Below are 25,480 nucleotides of genomic sequence, written 5' to 3'. Positions count from 1 at the left end.
GGGTAAGTAGTGCTTGAGTTTCCGACCGCCCAAAACAAAACCCCCGACTGCGTTAGCAATCAGGGGTTCTGGAATTTAATCTTGACGATGACCTACTCTCACATGGGGAAACCCCACACTACCATCGGCGATGCATCGTTTCACTACTGAGTTCGGGATGGGATCAGGTGGTTCCAATGCTCTATGGTCGTCAAGAAATTCGGGTACTGAGTCGTGGCCTGCGCCTCGCTTCAGCAAATTGGGTATGTGACAGCTTTCGGTGTTTTGTGAGCGTCGAACTTTCGGTTCATTTTCGTCTTCACACACCGCAATCTGATGCTCGTTAGAGTAGTCAAATTGCTTGGGTGTTATATGGTCAAGCCTCACGGGCAATTAGTATTGGTTAGCTCAACGCCTCACAGCGCTTACACACCCAACCTATCAACGTCGTAGTCTTCGACGGCCCTTCAGGGAACTCAAGGTTCCAGTGAGATCTCATCTTGAGGCTAGTTTCCCGCTTAGATGCTTTCAGCGGTTATCTATTCCGAACATAGCTACCCGGCAATGCCACTGGCGTGACAACCGGAACACCAGAGGTTCGTCCACTCCGGTCCTCTCGTACTAGGAGCAGCCCCTCTCAAATCTCAAACGTCCACGGCAGATAGGGACCGAACTGTCTCACGACGTTCTAAACCCAGCTCGCGTACCACTTTAAATGGCGAACAGCCATACCCTTGGGACCGGCTTCAGCCCCAGGATGTGATGAGCCGACATCGAGGTGCCAAACACCGCCGTCGATATGAACTCTTGGGCGGTATCAGCCTGTTATCCCCGGAGTACCTTTTATCCGTTGAGCGATGGCCCTTCCATACAGAACCACCGGATCACTAAGACCTACTTTCGTACCTGCTCGACGTGTCTGTCTCGCAGTCAAGCGCGCTTTTGCCTTTATACTCTACGACCGATTTCCGACCGGTCTGAGCGCACCTTCGTACTCCTCCGTTACTCTTTAGGAGGAGACCGCCCCAGTCAAACTACCCACCATACACTGTCCTCGATCCGGATAACGGACCTGAGTTAGAACCTCAAAGTTGCCAGGGTGGTATTTCAAGGATGGCTCCACGCGAACTGGCGTCCACGCTTCAAAGCCTCCCACCTATCCTACACAAGCAAATTCAAAGTCCAGTGCAAAGCTATAGTAAAGGTTCACGGGGTCTTTCCGTCTAGCCGCGGATACACTGCATCTTCACAGCGATTTCAATTTCACTGAGTCTCGGGTGGAGACAGCGCCGCCATCGTTACGCCATTCGTGCAGGTCGGAACTTACCCGACAAGGAATTTCGCTACCTTAGGACCGTTATAGTTACGGCCGCCGTTTACCGGGGCTTCGATCAAGAGCTTCGCGTTAGCTAACCCCATCAATTAACCTTCCGGCACCGGGCAGGCGTCACACCCTATACGTCCACTTTCGTGTTTGCAGAGTGCTGTGTTTTTAATAAACAGTCGCAGCGGCCTGGTATCTTCGACCGGCATGAGCTTACGGAGCAAGTCCTTCACCCTCACCGGCGCACCTTCTCCCGAAGTTACGGTGCCATTTTGCCTAGTTCCTTCACCCGAGTTCTCTCAAGCGCCTTGGTATTCTCTACCCAACCACCTGTGTCGGTTTGGGGTACGGTTCCTGGTTACCTGAAGCTTAGAAGCTTTTCTTGGAAGCATGGCATCAACCACTTCGTCACCTAAAAGGTAACTCGTCATCAGCTCTCGGCCTTAAGATCCCGGATTTACCTAAGATCTCAGCCTACCACCTTAAACTTGGACAACCAACGCCAAGCTGGCCTAGCCTTCTCCGTCCCTCCATCGCAATAACCAGAAGTACAGGAATATTAACCTGTTTTCCATCGACTACGCTTTTCAGCCTCGCCTTAGGGACCGACTAACCCTGCGTCGATTAACGTTGCGCAGGAAACCTTGGTCTTTCGGCGTGGGTGTTTTTCACACCCATTGTCGTTACTCATGTCAGCATTCGCACTTCTGATACCTCCAGCAAGCTTCTCAACTCACCTTCACAGGCTTACAGAACGCTCCTCTACCGCATCACTTACGTGATACCCGTAGCTTCGGTGTATGGTTTGAGCCCCGTTACATCTTCCGCGCAGGCCGACTCGACTAGTGAGCTATTACGCTTTCTTTAAAGGGTGGCTGCTTCTAAGCCAACCTCCTAGCTGTCTAAGCCTTCCCACATCGTTTCCCACTTAACCATAACTTTGGGACCTTAGCTGACGGTCTGGGTTGTTTCCCTTTTCACGACGGACGTTAGCACCCGCCGTGTGTCTCCCATGCTCGGCACTTGTAGGTATTCGGAGTTTGCATCGGTTTGGTAAGTCGGGATGACCCCCTAGCCGAAACAGTGCTCTACCCCCTACAGTGATACATGAGGCGCTACCTAAATAGCTTTCGAGGAGAACCAGCTATCTCCGAGCTTGATTAGCCTTTCACTCCGATCCACAGGTCATCCGCTAACTTTTCAACGGTAGTCGGTTCGGTCCTCCAGTTAGTGTTACCCAACCTTCAACCTGCCCATGGATAGATCGCCCGGTTTCGGGTCTATTCCCAGCGACTAGACGCCCTATTAAGACTCGCTTTCGCTACGCCTCCCCTATTCGGTTAAGCTCGCCACTGAAAATAAGTCGCTGACCCATTATACAAAAGGTACGCAGTCACCCAACAAAGTGGGCTCCCACTGCTTGTACGCATACGGTTTCAGGATCTATTTCACTCCCCTCTCCGGGGTTCTTTTCGCCTTTCCCTCACGGTACTAGTTCACTATCGGTCAGTCAGTAGTATTTAGCCTTGGAGGATGGTCCCCCCATATTCAGACAAAGTTTCTCGTGCTCCGTCCTACTCGATTTCATGACTAAGAGATTTTCGCGTACAGGGCTATCACCCACTATGGCCGCACTTTCCAGAGCGTTCCGCTAATCTCAAAGCCACTTAAGGGCTAGTCCCCGTTCGCTCGCCACTACTAAGGGAATCTCGGTTGATTTCTTTTCCTCAGGGTACTTAGATGTTTCAGTTCCCCTGGTTCGCCTCTTGCACCTATGTATTCAGTACAAGATAACCATCTTATGATGGCTGGGTTCCCCCATTCAGACATCTCCGGATCAAAGTCTGTTTGCCGACTCCCCGAAGCTTTTCGCAGGCTACCACGTCTTTCATCGCCTCTGACTGCCAAGGCATCCACCGTATGCGCTTCTTCACTTGACCATATAACCCCAAGCAATCTGGTTATACTGTGAAGACGACATTCGCCGAAAATTCGAATTTCTCAATTAAGAGAACTCACAAATTTTACCTTAGCCTGATCCGTTACCAGTGAAAGTAACGTTCAGTCTATCTTTCTATCACATACCCAAATTTTTAAAGAACGATCTAATCAAAGACTAGAAATCAACATTCATCATCACCTGGATGGAATGCTCATTTCTAAGCTTTCATACGTCAGAAGCAGTAGTGGTGGAGCCAAACGGGATCGAACCGTTGACCTCCTGCGTGCAAGGCAGGCGCTCTCCCAGCTGAGCTATGGCCCCGTATTTCTACAGGCGTTTCCCACACAAAATTGGTGGGTCTGGGCAGATTCGAACTGCCGACCTCACCCTTATCAGGGGTGCGCTCTAACCAACTGAGCTACAGACCCAATTTCGGGCTGCTTCTTTATCGTCTTCTTCAATGAATCAAGCAATTCGTGTGGGAACTTATGGAGCAGCTGATGTCGTCGATTAAGGAGGTGATCCAGCCGCAGGTTCCCCTACGGCTACCTTGTTACGACTTCACCCCAGTCATGAATCACACCGTGGTAACCGTCCTCCCGAAGGTTAGACTAGCTACTTCTGGTGCAACCCACTCCCATGGTGTGACGGGCGGTGTGTACAAGGCCCGGGAACGTATTCACCGCGACATTCTGATTCGCGATTACTAGCGATTCCGACTTCACGCAGTCGAGTTGCAGACTGCGATCCGGACTACGATCGGTTTTATGGGATTAGCTCCACCTCGCGGCTTGGCAACCCTCTGTACCGACCATTGTAGCACGTGTGTAGCCCAGGCCGTAAGGGCCATGATGACTTGACGTCATCCCCACCTTCCTCCGGTTTGTCACCGGCAGTCTCCTTAGAGTGCCCACCATTACGTGCTGGTAACTAAGGACAAGGGTTGCGCTCGTTACGGGACTTAACCCAACATCTCACGACACGAGCTGACGACAGCCATGCAGCACCTGTCTCAATGTTCCCGAAGGCACCAATCCATCTCTGGAAAGTTCATTGGATGTCAAGGCCTGGTAAGGTTCTTCGCGTTGCTTCGAATTAAACCACATGCTCCACCGCTTGTGCGGGCCCCCGTCAATTCATTTGAGTTTTAACCTTGCGGCCGTACTCCCCAGGCGGTCAACTTAATGCGTTAGCTGCGCCACTAAAAGCTCAAGGCTTCCAACGGCTAGTTGACATCGTTTACGGCGTGGACTACCAGGGTATCTAATCCTGTTTGCTCCCCACGCTTTCGCACCTCAGTGTCAGTATTAGTCCAGGTGGTCGCCTTCGCCACTGGTGTTCCTTCCTATATCTACGCATTTCACCGCTACACAGGAAATTCCACCACCCTCTACCATACTCTAGTCAGTCAGTTTTGAATGCAGTTCCCAGGTTGAGCCCGGGGATTTCACATCCAACTTAACAAACCACCTACGCGCGCTTTACGCCCAGTAATTCCGATTAACGCTTGCACCCTCTGTATTACCGCGGCTGCTGGCACAGAGTTAGCCGGTGCTTATTCTGTCGGTAACGTCAAAACAATCACGTATTAGGTAATTGCCCTTCCTCCCAACTTAAAGTGCTTTACAATCCGAAGACCTTCTTCACACACGCGGCATGGCTGGATCAGGCTTTCGCCCATTGTCCAATATTCCCCACTGCTGCCTCCCGTAGGAGTCTGGACCGTGTCTCAGTTCCAGTGTGACTGATCATCCTCTCAGACCAGTTACGGATCGTCGCCTTGGTGAGCCATTACCTCACCAACTAGCTAATCCGACCTAGGCTCATCTGATAGCGCAAGGCCCGAAGGTCCCCTGCTTTCTCCCGTAGGACGTATGCGGTATTAGCGTTCGTTTCCGAACGTTATCCCCCACTACCAGGCAGATTCCTAGGCATTACTCACCCGTCCGCCGCTCTCAAGAGAAGCAAGCTTCTCTCTACCGCTCGACTTGCATGTGTTAGGCCTGCCGCCAGCGTTCAATCTGAGCCATGATCAAACTCTTCAGTTCAAACATCTTTGGGTTTTTAAGAAACCCTAAACTTGGCTCAGCAATCGTTGGTTACATCTTTGATTTCTCGCGGAGTAACTTGTGATGCTGATAATCTTGTTGACTATCAGTCTGACTCCACAAGCACCCACACGAATTGCTTGATTCAGTTGTTAAAGAGCGGTTGGTTAAGATCTTTCGTCTCAACCGAGGCGCGCATTCTACAGCAGCCTCATTTGCTGTCAAGTGATTATTTTCAGAAGTTTTCGAAGATTTCTTCAACAACTTCAACCACTTGCGCTTCCGATCTCTCGTTAGCGGGAGGCGAATTCTACAGCGTTACACGCTGCTGTCAACACCTCTTTTTCTCCGCTTTCGACCGAGAGGATCGAAACGTCAATAGAGCCAGACAACACTGCCCTACCAACTCCTTCTGGGCTTCGATGAACTGAAGCAAGTCGCTGTCGAATTCTGCGTAACTCATTGTTTACCAAGGAGTTTTCCGTTTCGACTGCGCCGGAAGTGGGGCGAATTATAGACTTCCAGAATCTGCCGTCAACACCTTTTTTAATATTTCTGTCACACAGGTCAAAAAACGCCCAGAAACGCAAAAGCCGGCCCCGAGGGGCCGGCTTTCTGCACTACTTACAAACTAGGGAAAGCAAATTGCGAGGCTTCATGACTGGCCCGCTGCGGCCAACGCTGGGTAATCGCCTTGCGACGAGTATAGAAACGCACCCCATCCGGCCCGTAGGCATGCAGATCGCCAAACAGCGAACGCTTCCAGCCACCAAAACTGTGATACGCCACCGGCACAGGCAATGGAACATTCACCCCCACCATACCCACTTCAATCTCGTCACAGAACAGACGCGCCGCTTCACCGTCACGGGTGAAAATACACGTACCGTTACCGTATTCATGGTCGTTGATCAGTTGCATGGCCGCTTCCAGGCTATCCACCCGCACAACACACAACACCGGCCCAAAGATCTCTTCTTTGTAGATACGCATTTCAGGCGTCACATGATCAAACAGACTACCGCCTAGGAAGAAACCTTCTTCATGGCCCGCAACACTCAGTCCGCGCCCATCAACCACCAACCTGGCACCCGAAGAAACACCGTCTTCTATATAGCCACTGACCTTATCCCGCGCCTGACCAGTCACCAACGGCCCCATATCCAGGCCACAAGACGTCCCCGCCCCGATCTTCAGTGCCTTGACCTGCGGCACCAGCTTGGCGATCAACGCATCCGCCACTTGGTCGCCCACGCACACCGCCACCGAGATCGCCATGCAACGCTCACCGCAGGAACCGTATGCTGCACCCATCAGAGCGCTGACGGCGTTATCCAGATCCGCATCCGGCATCAGCACCGCGTGGTTCTTCGCCCCACCCAATGCCTGTACGCGCTTGCCACGCTTGGTTGCCTCGGAATAGATGTATTCGGCAATCGGCGTCGAGCCCACGAAGCTAAGCGCCTTCACTTCCGGCGCCTCGATCAGCGCGTCCACCGCGCCCTTGTCACCGTGCACCACGCTGAGCACGCCTTTGGGCAGCCCGGCTTCCTGCAACAGTTGTGCAATCAGCAATGTCGAGCTCGGATCACGCTCCGATGGTTTCAGGATGAAACAGTTACCGCAGACGATCGCCAGCGGATACATCCACAGCGGCACCATCGCCGGGAAGTTGAACGGCGTAATACCGGCCACTACGCCCAGCGGCTGGAAATCCGACCATGCATCAATATTTGGTCCTACATTACGGCTGTACTCGCCCTTCAGAATCTCTGGTGCCGAACACGCGTACTCAACGTTCTCGATGCCACGCTTCAACTCACCGGCAGCATCTTCCAGCGTCTTGCCATGCTCTTCGCTGATCAGTTGCGAAATGCGCGCTTCGTTCTGTTCCAGCAATTGCTTGAAACGAAACATCACCTGGGCACGCTTCGCCGGCGGTGTATTACGCCACGCCGGGAACGCCGCCTTGGCTGCGTCGATCGCCTGTTGGATGGTTTCACGGCTGGCCAACGGCACCTGATGAATCACTTGGCCGGTCGACGGGTTGTACACGTCGGCACTACGGCCGGAATCATTGACCAACTCACCGTTGATCAAATGCTGGATAAGGCTCATGCGGGGCTCCTGAAAAGTTGTTCTATATAGAAGGAGAAATCAGTCGATCTTGTTCAGCACTTCGCCGACCGCATCGAACAGGCGATCCAGGTCCTGCGGCTTGCTGTTGAAGGTTGGCCCGAACTGCAGGGTGTCACCGCCAAAGCGCACGTAGAAACCCGCTTTCCACAAAGCCATGCCGGCCTCGAATGGACGCACGATGGCATCACCATCACGCGGGGCAATCTGGATCGCGCCGGCCAGGCCGTAGTTGCGAATGTCGATCACGTTCTTGCTGCCCTTCAAGCCATGCAGCGCATTCTCAAAGTGCGGGGCGACTTCAGCGACGCTCTGCACCAGGTTTTCCTTCTGCAACAGGTCCAATGCCGCCAGGCCCGCCGCGCAGGCCACCGGGTGCGCCGAGTAGGTGTAGCCGTGGGGGAATTCCACCGCGTACTCCGGCGTCGCCTGGTTCATGAAGGTCTGGTAGATCTCGCTGCTGGCAATCACTGCGCCCATCGGGATCGCGCCGTTGGTGACTTGCTTGGCGATGCACATCAGGTCCGGGGTCACGCCGAAGCTGTCGGCACCGAACATCGAGCCGGTACGGCCGAAACCGGTGATCACTTCATCGAACACCAGCAGGATATTGTGCTGGTCACAGATCTCACGCAGACGCTTGAGATAACCCTGTGGCGGCACCAGCACGCCAGCGGAGCCGGCCATAGGTTCGACAAACACTGCAGCGATGTTCGAAGCATCGTGCAATTCGATCAGCTTGAGCAGTTCATCTGCCAGCGCAATACCGCCCTGCTCCGGCATGCCACGGGAGAAGGCATTGCTTGCCAACAAGGTATGCGGCAAATGGTCAACGTCCATCAAGCCCTGGCCAAACAGCTTACGGTTGCCGTTGACGCCCCCCAGGCTGGTACCGGCAATGTTCACACCGTGATAACCACGGGCGCGACCGATCATCTTGGTCTTGGTGGCCTGGCCCTTCAGGCGCCAGTACGCACGCACCATCTTCACCGCCGTATCGGCACACTCGGAGCCAGAGTCGGTGAAGAACACATGGTTCAGGTTGCCTGGGGTCAGGTCGGTAATCTTTTCCGCCAACCGGAAGGACAATGGATGACCGTACTGGAAGCCCGGCGAGTAGTCCAACGTGCCCAGCTGCTTGGCGACCGCGTCCTGGATTTCCTTGCGCGTATGCCCGGCACCACAGGTCCACAGGCCCGACAACGAGTCATACACCTTGCGGCCCTTGTCATCGGTCAACCAGCTCCCTTCGGCGGCCACGATCAGGCGCGGGTCACGCTGGAAGTTTCGGTTGGCGGTGTATGGCATCCAGTGCGCGTCCAGCTTCAATTGGCTGGCCAGGGACGATGGGGCATTTTCGGGCATGTTCATCAGCAAAACCTCGCAGGGCAAAAGGCAGCGTCGGGATTGAAAAAGCGTTGTTGCAGCTAAATTGCCACGGCGATAAAGTCGGTGAAATCCAACTCTTCTAACCTTCAGTCAGGCCTTCACTAAACTATGAGCAGCCGTCGACCCGACCCCCTGGCCCAAGTCAGCGACTTCGATATCCGCCTGCTGCGCATCTTTCGCAGCGTGGTGGAATGCGGCGGCTTCTCCGCGGCGGAAACCGTGCTGGGCATCGGGCGCTCGGCGATCAGCCAGCAAATGAGCGACCTGGAGCAACGCCTCGGATTGAGACTGTGCCAACGCGGCCGCGCCGGCTTCTCCCTGACCGAAGAGGGCCGCGAGGTCTACCAGTCGGCCCTGCAACTGCTGAGTGCCCTGGAAAGCTTTCGCACCGAGGTCAACGGCCTGCACCAGCACTTGCGTGGCGAGTTGATCATCGGCCTCACCGACAACCTCGTCACCCTCCCCCACATGCGCATCACCCACGCGCTCGCACAACTGAAGGAGCGCGGGCCGGACGTGCAGATCCAGATCCGTATGATCGCCCCCAACGAAGTCGAACAAGGCGTGCTCGATGGCCGCTTGCATGTGGGCGTGGTGCCCCAGGCCAGCGCCTTGTCGGGGTTGGAATACCAGCCGCTGTACAGTGAACGTTCATTGCTCTACTGCGCGGTCGGCCACCCGTTGTTCTATGCCGACAACAAGCAACTGGAAGATGCACGCATTGACGCCCAGGACGCCATCGCCCCGACCTTCCGCCTGCCCGCCGAAATCCAGGCCCATTACCAGGCGCTCAACTGCACGGCCAGCGCCTCCGACCGCGAAGGCATGGCGTTCCTGATCCTCACCGGCCGTTACATCGGCTACCTGCCCGACCACTACGCGAGCCTTTGGGTACAACAAGGCCGACTGCGTGCGCTGAAACCGGCTACGCGTTTTTACGATTTAAGCCTCGCATCGGTCACGCGCAAAGGCCGGCGCCCCCATTTGGTGCTGGAAAGCTTCCTGGAAAGTCTCGCGGCAACCCGCTAACTCGGCCTCGCAGCTAAAAGCTGAGCAGTTGGACAGCTTTTTGCAACAGCCCAAGGACATAGACCTTGAGTTTGCCCGCCATGTCACCAGAAACGTCCAACAGCAGCGATCTTATCTACGGGCTCAACGACCGCCCGAAACCCGGACCTGCCTTACTCGCCGCCCTGCAACATGTACTTGCTGCATTTGTCGGCATCATCACCCCGCCGCTGATCATCGGCTCCGCCCTGGGCCTCACCGCCCATTTGCCCTACCTGATCAGCATGGCGCTGATGGTCTCCGGTGTCGGCACCTTCATCCAGGCGCGCAGGCCCTTCGGCATAGGCGCCGGGATGATCTGCCTGCAAGGCACCAGCTTCGCCTTTCTCGGCGCGGTGCTGTCGGCAGGTTTCCTGGTGAAACAACGCGGCGGCAGCCCGGAAGACATCATGGCGATGATCTTCGGCGTGTGCTTTTTCGGCGCCGTGGTGCAGATCGTGTTAAGCCGCTTCATCGGGCAGCTGCGCCGAGTCATCACGCCTCTGGTCACCGGAATCGTCATCACCCTGATCGGCATCAGCTTGATCAAAGTCGGTATCACCGACCTCGGCGGCGGCTTCAATGCCGCCGACTTCGGCGCGCCGACCAACCTGGCGCTGGGCCTGTTCGTGGTGTTGACGATCATTCTGCTCAACCGCTCGAATACACCTTGGGTGCGCCTCTCGGCCATCATCATCGGCCTCGCCCTCGGCAGCCTGGCCGCCTGGTTCAGTGGCAAACTGGTGCCTCAAGCCCTGCCAGATCTGCCGCTGGTCAGCCTGCCGATCCCGTTCCGCTTTGGTTTCAACTTCGACTGGAGCGCTTTCCTACCGATCGCGCTTATTTATCTGATCAGCAGCATCGAAACCGTTGGTGACCTCACCGCCAACTGCATGATTGCCCGCCAACCCATCAGCGGCCCTTCTTATATAGGCAGACTCAAGGGCGGCGTACTCGGTGATGGCGTGAGCTGCATGATCGCCGCCACCTTCAGCGCCTTCCCCAACACCACCTTCGCGCAGAACAATGGTGTAATCCAACTCACCGGCGTGGCCAGCCGCTACGTTGGCCTCTACATCGGCGCGGTGCTGTTTTGTCTCGGTCTGTTTCCAATGATTGGCGCCGTGCTGCAGCAAATCCCCAAGCCGGTGTTGGGCGGCGCCACCCTGGTGATGTTCGGCAGTGTGGCCGCTGCTGGCGTGCGCATCCTCGCCCAGGCACCACTGGACCGGCGCAGCATGCTGATCATCGCCACTTCGTTTGGCGTCGGCCTGGGCATCGCCGCCCAACCGAACCTGCTGCATCTGATGCCGACGCTGGTGCAGAACCTGTTTGACTCCGCCATCACCAGCGGCGGGCTGACGGCCATCGTGTTGTGCCTGTTGCTGCCCGAAAGCAAGGCCCCCAGCGCTGCCGCAAACAAAGCACCGGAAAGCGACAGCCTGGAACCGCTTTGACGGTTTTATTGCATCAGGACTTGTCTGAGGCTTGAGGGTGGGTTATCTGTGCACACGTCGTCTCAATCGATCAGCACGGAAACCTCCATGAGCCTCGAAGTTCCTGCCCACAGCACCCACGCCGGTAAGCCCGCCAGCCGCATTCGGCAAAAGAACGAACAAGCGATTCTGCAGGCGGCTGAAGACGAGTTCGCGCGCCATGGCTACAAAGGCACCAGCATGAACACCATCGCGGCCAGTGCCGGGCTGCCCAAGGCCAACTTGCATTACTACTTCACCAACAAGCTGGGCCTGTATATCGCGGTGCTCAGCAATATCCTCGAGCTGTGGGACAGCACCTTCAACACGCTGACCGCCGAAGATGACCCGGCCGTGGCGCTCACCCGCTACATCCGCACCAAGATGGAGTTCTCGCGTCGCCAGCCCCAGGCTTCGCGAATCTTCGCGATGGAGATCATCAGCGGCGGCGAATGCCTCACCGAATATTTCAGCCAGGACTACCGCGCCTGGTTCAGCGGCCGGGCAGCCGTGTTCCAGGCCTGGATCGACGCTGGCAAGATGGACCCGATAGACCCCGTGCACCTGATCTTCCTGCTGTGGGGCAGCACCCAGCACTACGCCGACTTCGCCACCCAGATCTGCCGCGTCACCGGTCGCACCAAGCTGACCAAGCAGGACATGGAAGACGCCGGCACTAACCTGATCCATATCATCCTCAAGGGCTGCGGCATCAAGCCCGCCTATTAAACGAAGCGACTTATGCCTTTCACGCTCACCGGCCTTTGCGAGTTTCGCGAAGAAATACGCAAAAGCCGCTTTATCACCCTCGCCGCACCGATCACCAGCCCGCAGGACGCCCAGGCGTTTTTCGAGCAACACAGCGACTTGAACGCCACGCACAACTGCTGGGCCTGGAAACTGGCCGATCAATACCGCAGCAACGACGATGGCGAACCCGGCGGCACCGCCGGGCGGCCGATCCTGGCGGCCATCGAGGCCCAGGGCTTCGATCAGGTGGCGGTGCTGGTGATTCGCTGGTACGGCGGCATCCAGCTGGGCACCGGCGGTCTGGCCCGGGCCTATGGCGGTGGAGCGAACAAATGCCTGCAAACCGCCGATCGCATCGAACTGATCAGCCGTGTCCCCTTGAGTTGCGCTTGTGGCTTCGCCGAGTTGAACCTGGTGAAACTGCGCGTCGCCGAACTGGGTGGGCTGGTGGTCGAAGAAACCTTCACCGCCAATGGCGTCGAGCTGCAACTGGCCTTGGGCGAAGCGCATATCGACACCCTGCAAATTCAACTCGCCGACCTCAGCCGTGGGCGTATCCTGCTACAACGCTGAACTCCGTGAACCGCGACGCTAAAGGAAGCTTTTCATGTCTACGCCAAAAACCGCACTGATCATCGGCGCCTCCCGCGGCCTGGGCCTCGGCCTGGTCAAGCAACTGCTTCAGGACGGCTGGGACGTGACTGCCACCGTGCGTGACCCGAACAAGGCCGATGCGCTGAAAGCCGTTGGGCCGGTACAGATCGAAAAACTCGACATGGACGATCAGCAAGCCGTGATCGCCCTGAGCCAACGCCTCAAGGCACGCACCTTCGACCTGCTGTTCGTCAATGCGGGCGTCAAGGGCCCCGCCAACCAGGAGCCGGGCCACGCCACCCTGGCCGAAGTCGGCCGACTGTTTTTCACCAATGCCGTAGCGCCGATCAACCTGGCCCAGCGTTTCGTCGGGCAGATCCGCAAGGACACTGGCGTGCTGGCGTTCATGAGTTCGGTGCTGGGCAGCGTGACCATCCCGGACGGCTCGGACCTGGCGCTGTACAAAGCCAGCAAGGCGGCACTCAACTCCATGACCAACAGCTTCATCACTCAGTTGGGTGATCACAAGCTGACCGTACTGTCGCTGCATCCGGGCTGGGTGAAGACTGACATGGGCGGCGAAAACGCCCATATCGATGTCGACACCAGCGTGCGCGGCCTGGTTGACCAGGTGAACGCCTACACCGGCAAAGGCGGCCATCACTTCATCGACTACAAAGGCGACACCATCGCCTGGTAAGCGGTGCGGGATTGTTATCGACCGATTGCCGTCGATAACAATCCGCGCGTAGACTGCCCACCTCGCCCTCACGGGCGACCCTGGATCAGCAGACAGGGCAACACTGAGCTGGCAAACCTGAACCCATCATTCAGAGGAGCCGGCCAATGCCTGCGACCCGTATCTGGTTAAAAAACCCCCTTGCGATTTTCACGGCCAACGACCTCGACGCCCGTGGCGGCCTGGTGCTGCAGGACGGTGTGATCACCGAAGTGCTGGCCCAGGGCCAAGAACCCACGCAACCCTGCGCACAGGTGTTCGATGCCCGTGAACATGTTGTCCTGCCCGGGCTGATCAACACCCACCATCACTTCTATCAAACCCTGACCCGCGCCTGGGCGCCGGTGGTCAATCAGCCGTTGTTTCCCTGGTTGAAGACCCTGTATCCGGTCTGGGCACGGCTCACCCCGGAAAAACTCGCACTGGCCAGTAAAGTTGCGTTGGCCGAACTGCTGCTCTCGGGCTGCACCACGGCGGCAGACCACCACTACCTGTTCCCCGAGGGCCTGGAAAACGCTATCGACGTGCAAGTGCAAAGCGTGCGCGAATTGGGCATGCGCGCCATGCTCACCCGCGGTTCCATGAGCCTGGGCGAGGCCGACGGTGGCCTGCCGCCGCAACAGACGGTGCAACAGGGCCAGGTCATCCTCGAAGACAGCCAGCGCCTGATCCATGAATACCATCAGCGTGGCGACGGCGCGCAGATCCAGATTGCCCTCGCGCCCTGCTCGCCGTTTTCCGTCACCCCGGAAATCATGGAAGCCAGCGCTGAACTGGCCAATCGCCTGGATGTGCGCCTGCACACCCACCTGGCGGAAACCCTCGACGAGGAGGATTTCTGCCTGCAACGTTTCGGCCTGCGTACCGTGGATTACCTGGACAGCGTCGGCTGGCTCGGTCCGCGCACCTGGCTGGCCCATGGCATCCACTTCAACCCGGATGAAATCGCGCGCCTGGGCGCTGCCGGCACCGGCATCTGCCATTGCCCAAGCTCGAACATGCGCCTGGCGTCCGGCATCTGCCCGACCCTGGACCTGCTCGCGGCCGGCGCGCCTATCGGCCTGGGTGTGGACGGTTCCGCGTCCAACGACGCGTCGAATATGATCCTTGAAGCGCGCCAGGCTTTGTACATCCAGCGCCTGCGTTACGGCGCGGAAAAGATCACCCCGGAAGGTGTGCTGGGTTGGGCGACCAAGGGTTCGGCGCAGTTGCTGGGGCGTACGGATATCGGTGAGTTGGCCGTAGGCAAGCAGGCCGATCTGGCGCTGTTCAAGCTGGATGAGCTGCGCTTTTCCGGCAGCCACGATCCGATTTCGGCGTTGCTGTTGTGCGGCGCCGACCGTGCGGACCGGGTAATGATCGGCGGCAAATGGCGCGTGATCGACGGCCAGGTCGAAGGCCTGGACCTCAAGGGCCTGATCGCCGATCACACCCAGGCCGCGCGGCAGCTGATCGCTGGCTGATTACAACCCCAACAACGACAGCATGATAAAGGTCGCAAACAGCACGAAATGGGTCATCCCTTCGATGGCGTTGGTTTCGCCATCGTTGAGGTTGATCGCGCTGACGATCAGCGTGATAAACACCATCACGGTCTGCACCGGCGTCATCGCCATCTGGAACGGCTGCCCGGTGTAGAGCGCCATCGCCTCCATCACCGGCACCGTCAGGATCACCGTCGACAGCGAAGCACCCAGCGCGATATTCACCACCGACTGCATGCGGTTCGCCAACGCAGCCCGCAACGCGGTCAGAATCTCCGGTGCTGCCGAAATGGCCGCGACCACGATCGCCGTGATCACCGGCGGCGCGCCTGTGCCTTCCAGGCCCAGGTCCAAGGTCTTGGACATCACCTCGGCCAGTGCACCGATCACAATCACCCCAAACACCAGCGTGCCAATGGAAAACGCCAGGTTGACTGGCGGCGCTTCCTGTTCTTCCGGCAGTTTCTTGCGGCGCTTTTCCGGGTAGCTGTAGCTGAAGAAGTAACTGTGCGGCCCAACCTGCATGCGCAGGAACAGGGTGTACAACACCACCATCGCGCCAATGGTGAAGGCCGAATAGATTTTCCAGTCGGCTTCCGGGATAAATTCCGGCACCACCATCGACACACCCATGGCGGTGAGGATCATCACGCTGTAGGTGCGTGCCGAGTCATCGTTGTAGGACTGTTCACCATGCTTGATGCCGCCCATCAGCGCGGCCAGGCCGAGGATCCCGTTGATGTCGAGCATCACCGCCGAATAGATGGTGTCGCGCACCAGGGTGGGCGATGGCTCATTGCTCATCATGATCGCCAGGATCACCACTTCCACCAGCACGGCGGCGAGGGTGAGGATCATGGTGCCGTAGGGGTCGCCGACTTTTTCCGCGAGCTGCTCGGCGTGATGGGCCACGCGCATCGACGCCACCACGATAAAGCCGATCAGCACCACACCGGCCAGCAGCGCAGTGATTTGGCCACTATGGAGCATCCAGTGCTCCAGCGGATAGGCAGCGATGGCGGCAATCAGCGCCAGCAGCATGAATTTTTCTTGCTTGAGGGATGTGAGCATTCCGGGCCTTTTAGTACGGCAAATCAGTCATTGATGGGGTACAGACTGCGCCAAGCCGCTAACGTTTCGTTACACCTTAGTTCACAAGGCCCTTGCGTGAATGCAACGAAAGCAATCCTGCTGGTCAGGTTTTGCCGATTATTTCAGCCATGGCCTGTAGAATGCCTTCATTGCACCTGATGAGAATTTAGAAAATGTACGATTGGCTCAACGCCCTGCCCAAGGCTGAACTGCACCTGCACCTGGAAGGCTCGCTGGAGCCGGAGTTGCTGTTCGCCCTGGCCGAGCGCAACAAGATTGCGCTGCCGTGGAACGACGTCGAAACCCTGCGCAAGGCCTACGCCTTCAACAACCTGCAGGAATTCCTCGACCTGTATTACAAGGGCGCCGACGTGCTGCGCACTTCCCAGGATTTCTACGACCTGACCTGGGCCTATCTGCTGCGCTGCAAAGCGCAGAACGTGATCCACACCGAACCCTTCTTCGACCCGCAAACCCACACCGACCGTGGCATACCGTTCGAAGTGGTACTCAACGGCATCGCTGCGGCGCTGAAAGATGGCGAGCAGCAACTGGGGATCACCAGCGGCTTGATCCTCAGCTTCCTGCGCCACCTGAGCGAAGCCGAAGCCGAAAAAACCCTCGACCAAGCCCTGCCGTTCCGCGACGCGTTCGTGGCCGTGGGCCTGGACAGCTCGGAAATGGGTCACCCGCCAAGCAAATTCCAGCGTGTGTTCGACCGTGCCCGCCACGAAGGCTTCCTCACCGTCGCCCACGCCGGTGAAGAAGGCCCGCCGGAGTACATCTGGGAAGCCATCGACCTGCTGAAAATCCAGCGTATCGACCATGGCGTACGCGCCATCGAAGACGAGCGCCTGATGCAGCGCATCATCGACGAGCAGATCCCGCTGACCGTGTGCCCGCTGTCCAACACCAAGCTGTGCGTATTCGACGACATGGCCCAGCACAACATCCTCGACATGCTCGAGCGTGGCGTGAAGGTGACCGTGAACTCGGATGACCCGGCGTACTTCGGCGGTTATGTCACCGAGAACTTCCACGCGTTGTACACCTCACTGGGCATGACCCAGGACCAGGCCAGACGCCTGGCGCAAAACAGCCTGGATGCGCGACTGGTCAAACCGTAATACCCGTGGGAGCCGGCTTGCCGGCTCCTGCACAGTCAATGCCTGGACCGTCACTCAGGCACGGCCAACCGGCTGATCGCCCTGCGCCCGATGGCACTGACCTGCAAGGCCTGGGACTCATTGCTCACGCAGATCCAGCTCGACTGCAAAAACAGTTGCAACAACCCCGCCCCCAACGCACCGCCCAGGTGCGGCTGCTGCTGGCTCCAGTCAAAGCAGTTACACACCAGCGGCGACGCCAATGCCTGGGTAAAAATCCCCAGTTTTGCCAAGTGCTGGGCGCCCTTCACCGTGACATCGGGACGCTGTTCGTAGCGCTCGATCCAGCCTGCGTCCAGCAGATGTTGATACAACTGCGCCCCCAACTCGCCACCAAGGTGCCCATGGCACAAACGGGCATGACGTAACGACGGCGGAGCAATCAGGGTCGGCGGCAAAGCATCCGGCGCGCTGCGCGCAGCGCAGGCCATGGTGGTCCTGGCCAGGGCATCGATGGCTGCACTGACATCCGGCGCCGCCACGCGAAACAGGCGCTTGCCACGCCTGGCTTCCACACGCAGCAAACCGCCTGCGGTCAGTCGCGCCAGGTGCGCATGGGCGGAGGTCGTGGACAAACCGGCGAACGTCGCCAACTCTATCGGTGACTTGGCTGAACCGTCCATCAAGGCCCACAGCATGGCGGTGCGCTTGGGCTCGGCGAGCAAGCTGGCGATCTGACTGATGCAAGGTGCTGCTTCCATCTTTTCACTCCCTGTTGGCTTATTTTTCTACTGATGTGGGAGCCAGAGTATAGGGGCGCAAACCACCGGTTCCACGGCGTCTGACAGCGCGGATAGGGACAGGACCTGAGTGAAATTTCCTGCTCTGATGGAAGGCGCTACGTCGCGCTCAATCGCTCCGGCCATTGAGCGGTCAACGTCGCACAGCGAGATACGAGCATTTCCCGCAACAGGTTGATGGGCTTGCTCAGTTGCGCCCGATGGGCACACAGCAGATTGAGCGGCGTGCGCTCACCACGCAGCTCCGGCAGGATCAGGCGCAAGCGGCCCGCGAGCACATCGGTGCTGACATCCAGCCAGGATTTATAGGCAATCCCCACACCCGCCACCGCCCAACGACGGACCACGTCGGCATCGTCACTGAAGCGGTCCCCCGTGACGGTCAAGCTCACTTCACGTTTGCCGTCGTGGAACGTCCAGTGGTCATGAACCCGGCTTCCGAGCATATAGAGCAGGCAATTGTGCTGGGCCAATTGCTCCAGGTGCCGAGGCTGACCATAACGGGCGAGGTAGCTGGGGGAGGCACACAGCACGCGAACATTCTCCGGCGCAACGGGCAGCGCGATAAGGCTCGAATCCTCGGGCTCACCGTAGCGCAGGGCAATATCCACCGGCTGGCGAAACAGGTCGGCAATCCGATCACCCAACAGCAGACGCACGTTAAGTTGCGGATACTCACGCTGAAATTCATCCAGCCACGGCAGCAACTGGTTACGCCCGAAATCCGACGGGGCGGACAGCTGCAGCACGCCGCTGACATGGTCCTGGCCGCTGGCCAATAAACGGCGCCCCTCGTCCAGTGAACTCAACGCAGCACGGGCATACTCCAGGAAGCCCTCGCCTTCGGCGGTCAGGCGCAAGCTGCGGGTGGAACGCGCCAGCAAGCGCGCGTCCAGTTGCTGTTCGATACGCTTGAGCGCGGCGCTGGCCACGGCAGGCGACAGGTCCATCACCCGTGCCGCTGCGGACAGGCTCCCGAGGTCCGCCGCCCGTACAAACAACTGCAAATCATCAAAGCGCAGCATACGTTCCCGCCCATTATCAAAATTTCATTGAAACAGACTGCTGTTTTAGCCGCTTTTATCTGCGCTGGAAATAGCCAATCATCTGTGCATCCCGTTTATCACGTGTCTGGAGTTGACTATGTCCACCGCCTTTAACGTCATTGCCACGCTGATCGCCAAACCCGGCCAACAAGCCACCCTGGAACCCTTGCTGCGCGGCCTGCTGGAACCCACGCGCCTGGAAGCCGGTTGCGAACAATACGACCTGCACCAAGACCTGCAACACCCCGAGACCTTCTACATGCTCGAGCGCTGGAGCGACGAAGCGGCGCTCGCCGACCACGACCAGAGCGCGCATATCCAGAGCTTTCGCACCCAGGCCGCTGATGTGATCGAACACTTCGAACTCAAGCGCCTGAAATTTCTCGCCTGATCATCGCCCTTTTTCCGGAGCCATCATGAAAGCCATTGCCTACTACGCCTCGCTGCCGATCAACGATCCAAACGCCTTGCAAGACATCGAGCTGCCAGCGCCCGTCGCCGGCCCGCGTGACCTGCTGGTGGAAGTCAAAGCCATCTCGGTCAACCCGGTGGACACCAAGGTGCGCCAGAACGTCGCCCCGGAAAACGGCGCCGCCAAGGTCCTGGGCTGGGACGTCGCCGGTGTGGTCAAGGCCGTCGGCAGCGACGTGACGCTGTTCAAGACCGGTGACAAGGTGTTCTACGCCGGTTCCCTGGTGCGCCCAGGCGGCAACAGCGAACTGCACACCGTGGACGAGCGCATCGTCGGCCATATGCCGAAAAGCCTGGGCTTTGCCGAAGCCGCCGCGCTGCCACTGACGGCGATCACCGCCTGGGAGCTGCTGTTCGAACGCCTGCAAGTGCGTGAGGGTAAACAGGATGAAGGCCAGAGCCTGCTGATCGTCGGTGCCGCCGGTGGTGTGGGCTCGATCCTGACTCAATTGGCCAGCCAGCTCACCGCCTTGAAAGTGATCGGCACCGCTTCGCGCCCGGAAACCCAGGCGTGGGCCAGGGACCTGGGCGCCGAGCTGGTGATCGACCACAGCCAACCCTTGAGCGAAGCGCTGAAAAGTGCCGGCCACCCGCACGTGACCCACGTCGCCAGCCTGACCCAGACCGATCATCATCTGGACCAGCTGGTCGAGGCTCTGCAACCCCAGGGCAAGCTGGCGCTGATCGACGATCCCAAGGCGCTGGACGTCAGCAAGCTCAAGCGCAAAAGCCTGTCGTTGCATTGGGAGTTCATGTACACCCGCTCGATGTTCGAGACGCCGGACATGATCGAGCAGCACAACCTGCTCAACCGCGTGGCCGAACTGATCGACGCCGGCACCCTGAAAACCACGGTGGGCGAACACTTCGGCGTGATCAATGCGGCCAACCTGCGCCGTGCCCATGCGCTGCTGGAAAGCGGCAAGGCCAAGGGCAAGATCGTGCTGGAAGGGTTCTGAAAAAACGGCTGTCAGCGTCGTCCATTATTCATGTGAGTAATGGACGACACCGCTAGTCAGAGAGTTGATCTTTGTCATATTTGTGAGCGTATTCGGGTTTATATTGGCCGCCTTTGCCACGATTCTTTTACGTGAGGAAGTCAGCAATGAAGATCCTGATAAAAGCGTTAGCAAAATCCGCAGGCAATAAATGGCAGGTGCGTCTCGACCAGGACGCCTTCACCTTCCGCACCGAGGCCGAGGCCCGCGCCTTTGCCGACACCCTGCAAGCCCGTATCCAGGCCCCCCACCGTTTCCCCATCAGCCAGCAACGTTCTGCCGCTGGCTGACCCGCTCTTCAGACCTGCGCCTGCAAGGCCCGTTTGCGTTGCAGGCGCTGGGTCGACATCGCAATCGTCACCGCCAGTACACCGCACAAGCTGATGACCATGGCCATCGGCATCGCCGTGCCGTCGTGCAACACGCCGACCAACGAAGCAGCGCCGGCGGCCACGCCAAACTGAATGCAGCCGAGCAACGCCGAAGCGCTACCGGCCCGTGCACCCTGCCCGCTCATGGCGCAGGCCGAAGTGTTAGGCAGAATGCAGCCCAGGCTGGCAATGCAGATAAACAGCGGCACCAGCAATGGCCACAATGCATCGGTGCGCAATGCCGCGATGCCCAGCAACGTCAACGCCGCCAACAGGTAGACCCACACACTGCGCGACAGCAGGAACGCCGGGCCGCGCTTGGACAGCAGCCGCGCATTGACCTGCGCCACGAGGATAAAACCCGCCGCGTTGGAGCCGAACAGCCAGCCGTAATGCTCGGCCGGCACGCCATAGAGTTGGATAAACACGAACGGTGAACCGGCGATGTAGGCAAACATCCCGGCAATCGAAATGCCACCGGTGAGGGCATACCTGAGGTAGACGCGGTCCGACAACAAGGCCGCATAGCGACGCAACGAGCCGGACAACGGCTGGCGCGGCTGATGGGCCGGAAAGGTTTCCGGCAACCCGACGGCGACCGCGATGGCCGCCATTACGCTGAATATCGACAGCGCCAGGAAAATCGACTGCCAGCCCCACAGCCCCACCATCAACCCACCGGCCAGCGGCGCGAGGATCGGCGCCAGGCCAGTGACCAGCATCAGTTGGGAAAAGACTTTGGCCGACCCCACCGCGTCGCATTTGTCGCTGACCACGGCACGGGAAATCACCATGCCCGCGCAACCGCCCAGGGCCTGCACGAAACGCGCGCCAATCAACCATTCCAGTGAAGGCGCAAAGGCGCAGGCGAAGGAGGCCAAGGTGAACAAGGTGACGCCGCTGAGCAGCGGACCGCGCCGACCAAAGCGGTCAGCCAATGGGCCGTAGATCAACTGGCCGATGGCCAGGCCGCCGAAATACACCGCCAGGGTCAGCTGGATGTGTTTTTCATCGGTGGCAAAGGCCTTGGCCATGGCCGGGAAGCCCGGCAGGTAAAAATCGATCGCCAGCGGCGCGAAGGCGCTCAAGGCACCCAGGATCAGAATTATGCGGAGGTTCATCGGGCACCCAAGTGAGTCGGCAGCCCGATAGTCTAGCCGCGCTTGGGTGCGTTGAACACGATAGCTCGCTAACTATTTGTCCGCGTCAGGCGAGCTTGGCGCTATAGCCCTCGGCGTTGATCGCCTCGATCACTTGCTCGGCAGACAAGCGGCTCTCGACGCCCACCTCTTTTGCCGCCAGGTCGACCTTCACGTTGGCCGCCGGGTCCTGGTTCTGCACCGCCTGGGTCACCGCTCGAACGCAATGGCCGCAGGTCATTCCTTCAACGCTGAATACTTGCATGACATGACTCCTTTGATGAGGTTGGACCCAGTCTCGACCTTGCCACGATGGCAAGGTCAAGTTCCGGAAGTTTCTGCCGGGCTGGTATTTGGCCGCTTCAAAGGCCAAGCTTCACTCATCTTCGATTCACACCACGGAGCATTCGCCATGCGCTGGTCGTTTTTTGCCCTTGCCGGCCTGATGAGCCTGTCGGCCGCCGCGCCCCAAGCCTTCGCCGCAGAAGACTATGCGGTGCTGATCATTTCCCGGGAACGCCTGGAGGTGCCGACCAACTGCGAAATCGGTCTGTACCTGAATGACCAGTTGGCGGGTCGGCTGTTCCAGGAGCAGGCCACCTCGTTCAACCTGCCGGCGGGCAACCTGTCACTGCGCCTGAAGTTGCTGCCGGGCCAGTCCCCGGGTTGCCTGCCGGGCCTGCTGGCACCGCCTGCGCAAAACATTACGCTCAAGGTCGGTGATGTGCGCAAGTTGCGCATTGCCCAGGGCCCGGACGGCATGTACCTCAAGTCCGCCGCCTTGGAATACTGAAGGCGCTTGACCTTCCCCACAGGTCAAGGTTGATGCTAGGGGCAACTTCTCCTGGAGGACTGCCCCATGAATGGATCCACCACCTTTGACCTGCCCATCGGCGGCATGACCTGCGCCAGCTGTGCCGGCCGGGTCGAGCGCGCGCTGGGCAAGGTACCGGGGGTGCAAAGCGTCAGCGTCAACCTGGCCAATGAACGCGCCCATGTCGAAGTGCTCGGCCTGATGGACCCCGGCGTGCTGATTGCCGCCGTCGACAAAGCCGGCTACACCGCCAGCCTGCCCCAAAGCGAAACCTCCACCGATGCCGATCAGGCCCGGCGCCTGCACCGCGAGCGTTGGTCGTTGCTGCTGGCGATCCTGCTGGCACTGCCGTTGGTATTGCCGATGCTGGTGGAGCCCTTCGGCCTGCACTGGATGCTGCCGGCCTGGGCGCAGTTCGCCCTGGCCACGCCGGTCCAATTCATCTTCGGCGCACGCTTTTATATTGCTGCCTGGAAAGCCGTGCGGGCGGGTGCCGGCAATATGGACCTGCTGGTCGCCATCGGCACCAGCGCCGGTTACGGCCTGAGTCTCTACGAGTGGCTCACCGCTCACCCAGGCATGACGCCGCACCTGTACTTCGAAGCGTCGGCGGTGGTGATCGCCCTGGTGCTACTGGGTAAATACCTGGAGAGCCGCGCCAAACGCCAGACCGCCAGCGCCATCCGCGCCCTGGAAGCCCTGCGCCCCGAGCGAGCGATTCGGGTACTGGATGGCCGCGAAGAAGACGTCGCCATCAGCGCCCTGAAGCTCAATGACCTGGTGCTGGTGAAACCCGGCGAACGCTTCCCGGTGGACGGTGAAGTGGTCGAGGGTCAGAGCCACGCCGACGAAGCGTTGATCAGCGGCGAAAGCCTGCCGGTGCCAAAGCAACCTGGCGACAAAGTCACCGGTGGCGCCATCAACGGCGAAGGCCGCCTGCTGGTACGCACCCTGGCCCTCGGCGCCGAAAGCGTGCTGGCGCGGATCATCCGTCTGGTGGAAGACGCCCAGGCCGCCAAGGCACCGATCCAGAAGCTGGTGGATAAAGTCAGCCAAGTGTTTGTCCCGGCCGTGCTGGTGCTGGCGTTGATCACCCTGGTGGGCTGGTGGCTGTACGGTGCTTCGCTGGAAACCGCGATCATCAATGCCGTGGCTGTGCTGGTGATCGCCTGCCCCTGTGCCTTGGGCCTGGCCACACCCACTGCAATCATGGCCGGCACCGGCGTTGCCGCCCGCCACGGCATCCTGATCAAGGACGCCGAGGCCCTGGAACGCGCCCATGAAGTGAGCGCCGTGGTCTTCGACAAGACCGGCACCCTCACCTCCGGCGCCCCGAAAATCGCCCACCTGGCCGCCGTGGATGGCAACGAAGCGCGACTGCTGCAACACGCCGGCGCGCTGCAACGCGGCAGTGAACACCCGTTGGCCAAAGCCGTAGTGGATGCGTGCAAGGAACAAGGGTTGGCAGTTGCCGATGTGACGGCCAGCCAATCCCTGACCGGACGCGGCATCGCCGGAACCCTGGACGGCCAGTCGCTGGCCCTGGGCAATCGCCGCCTGCTCGAAGAAAACGGCTTGAACGCGGGGGGCCTGGCGGACTCGGCCAAGGCCTGGGAAGCCGAAGGCCGCACCTTGTCCTGGCTGATCGAGCAAGGCGCCCAACCGCGAGTGCTGGGGCTGTTCGCTTTTGGCGATACGCTCAAGCCCGGCGCGCTGGAAGCGGTACGGCAACTCAAGGCCCGGCACATCAGCAGCCATTTGCTCACCGGTGATAATCACGGCAGCGCCCGCGTGGTCGCCGAGGCTTTGGGTATCGACGATGTACACGCCGAAGTGCTGCCCGCCGATAAAGCCGCAACTGTCACTGAGTTGAAGAAAACCGGCGTGGTGGCCATGGTCGGCGACGGCATCAACGACGCCCCGGCCCTGGCCGCCGCCGATATCGGCATCGCCATGGGCGGTGGCACCGACGTGGCCATGCACGCGGCCGGTATCACCCTGATGCGCGGTGACCCGCGCCTGGTGCCGGCAGCCCTGGAGATCAGCCGCAAGACCTACGCCAAGATCCGTCAGAACCTGTTCTGGGCCTTTGTGTATAACCTGATCGGCATTCCGTTGGCCGCATTCGGCCTGCTCAACCCGGTATTGGCCGGCGCGGCAATGGCCTTGTCGAGTGTCAGCGTGGTCAGCAATGCCTTACTGTTGAAGACTTGGAAACCCAAGGACCTGGAGGATCGACGCCCATGAACATCGGCCAAGCCGCGCGCCAGACCGGGCTCAGCGCCAAGATGATTCGCTACTACGAATCCATCGGCCTGCTGAAGCCAGCCCACCGCACCGACAGTGGCTATCGCGTGTACGGCGCGGATGACTTGCACACCCTGGCGTTTATCAAACGCTCGCGCGACCTGGGATTTTCTCTGGAGGAAGTCGGCAGGCTACTGACCCTGTGGCAGGACCGGCAACGGGCCAGCGCCGATGTAAAAGCCTTGGCGCGCCAGCATATCGAGGCGTTGAACCAGAAGATTCTTGAGCTGGGGCAACTGCGCGATACCTTGCAGGACCTGGTGGAGCACTGCCAGGGCGATCATCGGCCAGATTGTCCGATTCTCAAGGAGTTGGCGTCCGGAAGCTGCTGCGCCTGACCGAATGTGCACAAATCCAATGTGGGAGGGGGCTTGCCCCCGATTGCAGTGGGTCAGCTACAGATAAGCCGGCTGATCCACCGCTATCGGG

Annotated in this window: 20 protein-coding genes, 2 tRNA genes and 3 rRNA genes; 13 read left to right on the top strand and 12 right to left on the bottom strand. The window is 59.1% G+C overall.

What is annotated here, in order from left to right; translation table 11 throughout:
* Window positions 1-79: 79 nt before the first annotated feature.
* The 7 genes from rrf to aptA all read right to left on the bottom strand — a co-directional run bounded on the left by rrf (window position 80) and on the right by aptA (window position 8,800).
* A 5S ribosomal RNA gene (gene rrf / locus LUU92_RS03550) occupies window positions 80-195 on the bottom strand.
* Window positions 196-351: 156 nt separating this feature from the next.
* Window positions 352-3,243, bottom strand: a 23S ribosomal RNA gene (locus tag LUU92_RS03545).
* A gap of 247 nt (window positions 3,244-3,490) precedes the next feature.
* Window positions 3,491-3,566: transfer RNA gene (locus LUU92_RS03540), tRNA-Ala, on the bottom strand.
* A gap of 30 nt (window positions 3,567-3,596) precedes the next feature.
* A tRNA-Ile gene (locus LUU92_RS03535) sits at window positions 3,597-3,673 on the bottom strand.
* Window positions 3,674-3,756: 83 nt separating this feature from the next.
* Window positions 3,757-5,293, bottom strand: a 16S ribosomal RNA gene (locus tag LUU92_RS03530).
* Together the 16S, 23S and 5S rRNA genes with 2 tRNA genes alongside form the textbook arrangement of a ribosomal RNA operon.
* Window positions 5,294-5,917: 624 nt before the next feature.
* Window positions 5,918-7,411 (bottom strand): CoA-acylating methylmalonate-semialdehyde dehydrogenase, encoded by a 1,494-nt coding sequence (locus tag LUU92_RS03525; RefSeq protein WP_071491551.1) that lies wholly within the window; start codon window positions 7,409-7,411, stop codon window positions 5,918-5,920.
* Between the two features lie 39 nt (window positions 7,412-7,450).
* Window positions 7,451-8,800, bottom strand: a complete 1,350-nt coding sequence (gene aptA, locus LUU92_RS03520; RefSeq protein ID WP_222540920.1) for an omega-aminotransferase AptA — start codon at window positions 8,798-8,800, stop codon at window positions 7,451-7,453.
* Between the two features lie 126 nt (window positions 8,801-8,926).
* Here aptA and LUU92_RS03515 point away from each other — a divergent pair, with 126 nt between their 5' ends.
* The 6 genes from LUU92_RS03515 (at window position 8,927) to LUU92_RS03490 (ending at window position 14,886) form a co-directional block, all read left to right on the top strand.
* Window positions 8,927-9,847, top strand: coding sequence for a LysR family transcriptional regulator (locus LUU92_RS03515; protein WP_071491553.1), 921 nt, complete (start codon window positions 8,927-8,929; stop codon window positions 9,845-9,847).
* Window positions 9,848-9,927: 80 nt separating this feature from the next.
* Window positions 9,928-11,322 carry a uracil-xanthine permease family protein gene (locus LUU92_RS03510; protein ID WP_071491554.1) on the top strand — a complete coding sequence of 465 codons (1,395 nt, stop codon included), beginning with the start codon at window positions 9,928-9,930 and terminating at the stop codon, window positions 11,320-11,322.
* Window positions 11,323-11,409: 87 nt separating this feature from the next.
* Window positions 11,410-12,069: a TetR/AcrR family transcriptional regulator gene (locus LUU92_RS03505; protein ID WP_058423630.1), complete on the top strand. Its 660-nt coding sequence runs from the start codon at window positions 11,410-11,412 to the stop codon at window positions 12,067-12,069.
* 12 nt (window positions 12,070-12,081) lie between these two features.
* Entirely contained in the window at window positions 12,082-12,663 is a 582-nt protein-coding gene (locus LUU92_RS03500; protein ID WP_058423629.1) for an IMPACT family protein, read from the top strand.
* Window positions 12,664-12,697: 34 nt separating this feature from the next.
* Window positions 12,698-13,384, top strand: coding sequence for an SDR family oxidoreductase (locus tag LUU92_RS03495; RefSeq protein ID WP_222540919.1), 687 nt, complete (start codon window positions 12,698-12,700; stop codon window positions 13,382-13,384).
* 146 nt (window positions 13,385-13,530) lie between these two features.
* Window positions 13,531-14,886, top strand: coding sequence for an 8-oxoguanine deaminase (locus tag LUU92_RS03490; RefSeq protein WP_257103169.1), 1,356 nt, complete (start codon window positions 13,531-13,533; stop codon window positions 14,884-14,886).
* Here the strand turns inward: LUU92_RS03490 and LUU92_RS03485 are convergent, their stop codons facing one another.
* Window positions 14,887-15,978: a calcium:cation antiporter gene (locus LUU92_RS03485; RefSeq protein ID WP_071491557.1), complete on the bottom strand. Its 1,092-nt coding sequence runs from the start codon at window positions 15,976-15,978 to the stop codon at window positions 14,887-14,889.
* Window positions 15,979-16,172: 194 nt separating this feature from the next.
* Here LUU92_RS03485 and LUU92_RS03480 point away from each other — a divergent pair, with 194 nt between their 5' ends.
* A complete protein-coding gene (locus LUU92_RS03480) occupies window positions 16,173-17,126 on the top strand; it encodes an adenosine deaminase (RefSeq protein ID WP_071491558.1) in 954 nt (317 codons plus the stop codon).
* 50 nt (window positions 17,127-17,176) lie between these two features.
* On the opposite strand, the gene LUU92_RS03475 is transcribed toward LUU92_RS03480, so the two are convergent.
* Window positions 17,177-17,866, bottom strand: a complete 690-nt coding sequence (locus LUU92_RS03475; protein ID WP_102593074.1) for an ArsR/SmtB family transcription factor — start codon at window positions 17,864-17,866, stop codon at window positions 17,177-17,179.
* 137 nt (window positions 17,867-18,003) lie between these two features.
* Window positions 18,004-18,930: a transcription regulator VimR gene (vimR, locus tag LUU92_RS03470; RefSeq protein ID WP_257103168.1), complete on the bottom strand. Its 927-nt coding sequence runs from the start codon at window positions 18,928-18,930 to the stop codon at window positions 18,004-18,006.
* Window positions 18,931-19,048: 118 nt separating this feature from the next.
* Here vimR and LUU92_RS03465 point away from each other — a divergent pair, with 118 nt between their 5' ends.
* The 3 genes from LUU92_RS03465 (at window position 19,049) to LUU92_RS03455 (ending at window position 20,710) form a co-directional block, all read left to right on the top strand.
* Window positions 19,049-19,342 (top strand): putative quinol monooxygenase, encoded by a 294-nt coding sequence (locus LUU92_RS03465; protein WP_092250040.1) that lies wholly within the window; start codon window positions 19,049-19,051, stop codon window positions 19,340-19,342.
* A 25-nt stretch (window positions 19,343-19,367) separates the two neighbouring features.
* Window positions 19,368-20,381: a zinc-binding alcohol dehydrogenase family protein gene (locus tag LUU92_RS03460; protein ID WP_092250037.1), complete on the top strand. Its 1,014-nt coding sequence runs from the start codon at window positions 19,368-19,370 to the stop codon at window positions 20,379-20,381.
* 146 nt (window positions 20,382-20,527) lie between these two features.
* Window positions 20,528-20,710: a hypothetical protein gene (locus LUU92_RS03455; RefSeq protein ID WP_071491563.1), complete on the top strand. Its 183-nt coding sequence runs from the start codon at window positions 20,528-20,530 to the stop codon at window positions 20,708-20,710.
* An 8-nt stretch (window positions 20,711-20,718) separates the two neighbouring features.
* Here LUU92_RS03455 and LUU92_RS03450 read toward each other — a convergent pair whose 3' ends face one another.
* On the bottom strand, window positions 20,719-21,912 hold the full coding sequence (locus LUU92_RS03450; protein WP_257103167.1) for a multidrug effflux MFS transporter: 1,194 nt from the start codon (window positions 21,910-21,912) through the stop codon (window positions 20,719-20,721).
* An 85-nt stretch (window positions 21,913-21,997) separates the two neighbouring features.
* Window positions 21,998-22,195 (bottom strand): heavy-metal-associated domain-containing protein, encoded by a 198-nt coding sequence (locus tag LUU92_RS03445; protein ID WP_071491564.1) that lies wholly within the window; start codon window positions 22,193-22,195, stop codon window positions 21,998-22,000.
* 147 nt (window positions 22,196-22,342) lie between these two features.
* On the opposite strand from LUU92_RS03445, the gene LUU92_RS03440 reads away from it, so the two are divergent.
* From LUU92_RS03440 to cueR, 3 genes are all read left to right on the top strand, one after another.
* The gene (locus LUU92_RS03440) at window positions 22,343-22,723 is read left to right on the top strand and encodes a hypothetical protein (protein WP_257103166.1); all 381 of its coding nucleotides are present in this window, start codon (window positions 22,343-22,345) and stop codon (window positions 22,721-22,723) included.
* A 66-nt stretch (window positions 22,724-22,789) separates the two neighbouring features.
* Window positions 22,790-24,991: a heavy metal translocating P-type ATPase gene (locus LUU92_RS03435; protein WP_257103165.1), complete on the top strand. Its 2,202-nt coding sequence runs from the start codon at window positions 22,790-22,792 to the stop codon at window positions 24,989-24,991.
* A complete protein-coding gene (gene cueR, locus LUU92_RS03430) occupies window positions 24,988-25,389 on the top strand; it encodes a Cu(I)-responsive transcriptional regulator (protein WP_092250025.1) in 402 nt (133 codons plus the stop codon). The genes LUU92_RS03435 and cueR overlap by 4 nt, the downstream gene beginning before the upstream one ends.
* The last annotated feature ends 91 nt before the right edge of the window (window positions 25,390-25,480 follow it).

The sequence above is a fragment of the Pseudomonas extremorientalis genome (genome assembly GCF_024584605.1).
Classification (GTDB): Bacteria; Pseudomonadota; Gammaproteobacteria; order Pseudomonadales; family Pseudomonadaceae; genus Aquipseudomonas; species Aquipseudomonas extremorientalis.
Note: the sequence above shows the minus strand (reverse complement) of the source record. Positions and strands in the feature narration are given on the sequence as shown.

Bases quoted from the DNA above. Each gene is read 5' to 3' on its own strand.
- LUU92_RS03525 (WP_071491551.1), bottom strand. From the start codon at position 7,411: ATGAGCCTTATCCAGCATTTGATCAACGGTGAGTTGGTCAATGATTCC.
- LUU92_RS03500 (WP_058423629.1), top strand. From the start codon at position 12,082: ATGCCTTTCACGCTCACCGGCCTTTGCGAGTTTCGCGAAGAAATACGC.
- LUU92_RS03490 (WP_257103169.1), top strand. From the start codon at position 13,531: ATGCCTGCGACCCGTATCTGGTTAAAAAACCCCCTTGCGATTTTCACG.
- LUU92_RS03480 (WP_071491558.1), top strand. From the start codon at position 16,173: ATGTACGATTGGCTCAACGCCCTGCCCAAGGCTGAACTGCACCTGCAC.
- cueR (WP_092250025.1), top strand. From the start codon at position 24,988: ATGAACATCGGCCAAGCCGCGCGCCAGACCGGGCTCAGCGCCAAGATG.
- vimR (WP_257103168.1), bottom strand. From the start codon at position 18,930: ATGCTGCGCTTTGATGATTTGCAGTTGTTTGTACGGGCGGCGGACCTC.
- LUU92_RS03515 (WP_071491553.1), top strand. From the start codon at position 8,927: ATGAGCAGCCGTCGACCCGACCCCCTGGCCCAAGTCAGCGACTTCGAT.
- LUU92_RS03475 (WP_102593074.1), bottom strand. From the start codon at position 17,866: ATGGAAGCAGCACCTTGCATCAGTCAGATCGCCAGCTTGCTCGCCGAG.
- LUU92_RS03495 (WP_222540919.1), top strand. From the start codon at position 12,698: ATGTCTACGCCAAAAACCGCACTGATCATCGGCGCCTCCCGCGGCCTG.
- aptA (WP_222540920.1), bottom strand. From the start codon at position 8,800: ATGAACATGCCCGAAAATGCCCCATCGTCCCTGGCCAGCCAATTGAAG.
- LUU92_RS03505 (WP_058423630.1), top strand. From the start codon at position 11,410: ATGAGCCTCGAAGTTCCTGCCCACAGCACCCACGCCGGTAAGCCCGCC.
- LUU92_RS03465 (WP_092250040.1), top strand. From the start codon at position 19,049: ATGTCCACCGCCTTTAACGTCATTGCCACGCTGATCGCCAAACCCGGC.
- LUU92_RS03455 (WP_071491563.1), top strand. From the start codon at position 20,528: ATGAAGATCCTGATAAAAGCGTTAGCAAAATCCGCAGGCAATAAATGG.
- LUU92_RS03460 (WP_092250037.1), top strand. From the start codon at position 19,368: ATGAAAGCCATTGCCTACTACGCCTCGCTGCCGATCAACGATCCAAAC.
- LUU92_RS03510 (WP_071491554.1), top strand. From the start codon at position 9,928: ATGTCACCAGAAACGTCCAACAGCAGCGATCTTATCTACGGGCTCAAC.
- LUU92_RS03435 (WP_257103165.1), top strand. From the start codon at position 22,790: ATGAATGGATCCACCACCTTTGACCTGCCCATCGGCGGCATGACCTGC.
- LUU92_RS03440 (WP_257103166.1), top strand. From the start codon at position 22,343: ATGCGCTGGTCGTTTTTTGCCCTTGCCGGCCTGATGAGCCTGTCGGCC.
- LUU92_RS03450 (WP_257103167.1), bottom strand. From the start codon at position 21,912: ATGAACCTCCGCATAATTCTGATCCTGGGTGCCTTGAGCGCCTTCGCG.
- LUU92_RS03445 (WP_071491564.1), bottom strand. From the start codon at position 22,195: ATGCAAGTATTCAGCGTTGAAGGAATGACCTGCGGCCATTGCGTTCGA.
- LUU92_RS03485 (WP_071491557.1), bottom strand. From the start codon at position 15,978: ATGCTCACATCCCTCAAGCAAGAAAAATTCATGCTGCTGGCGCTGATT.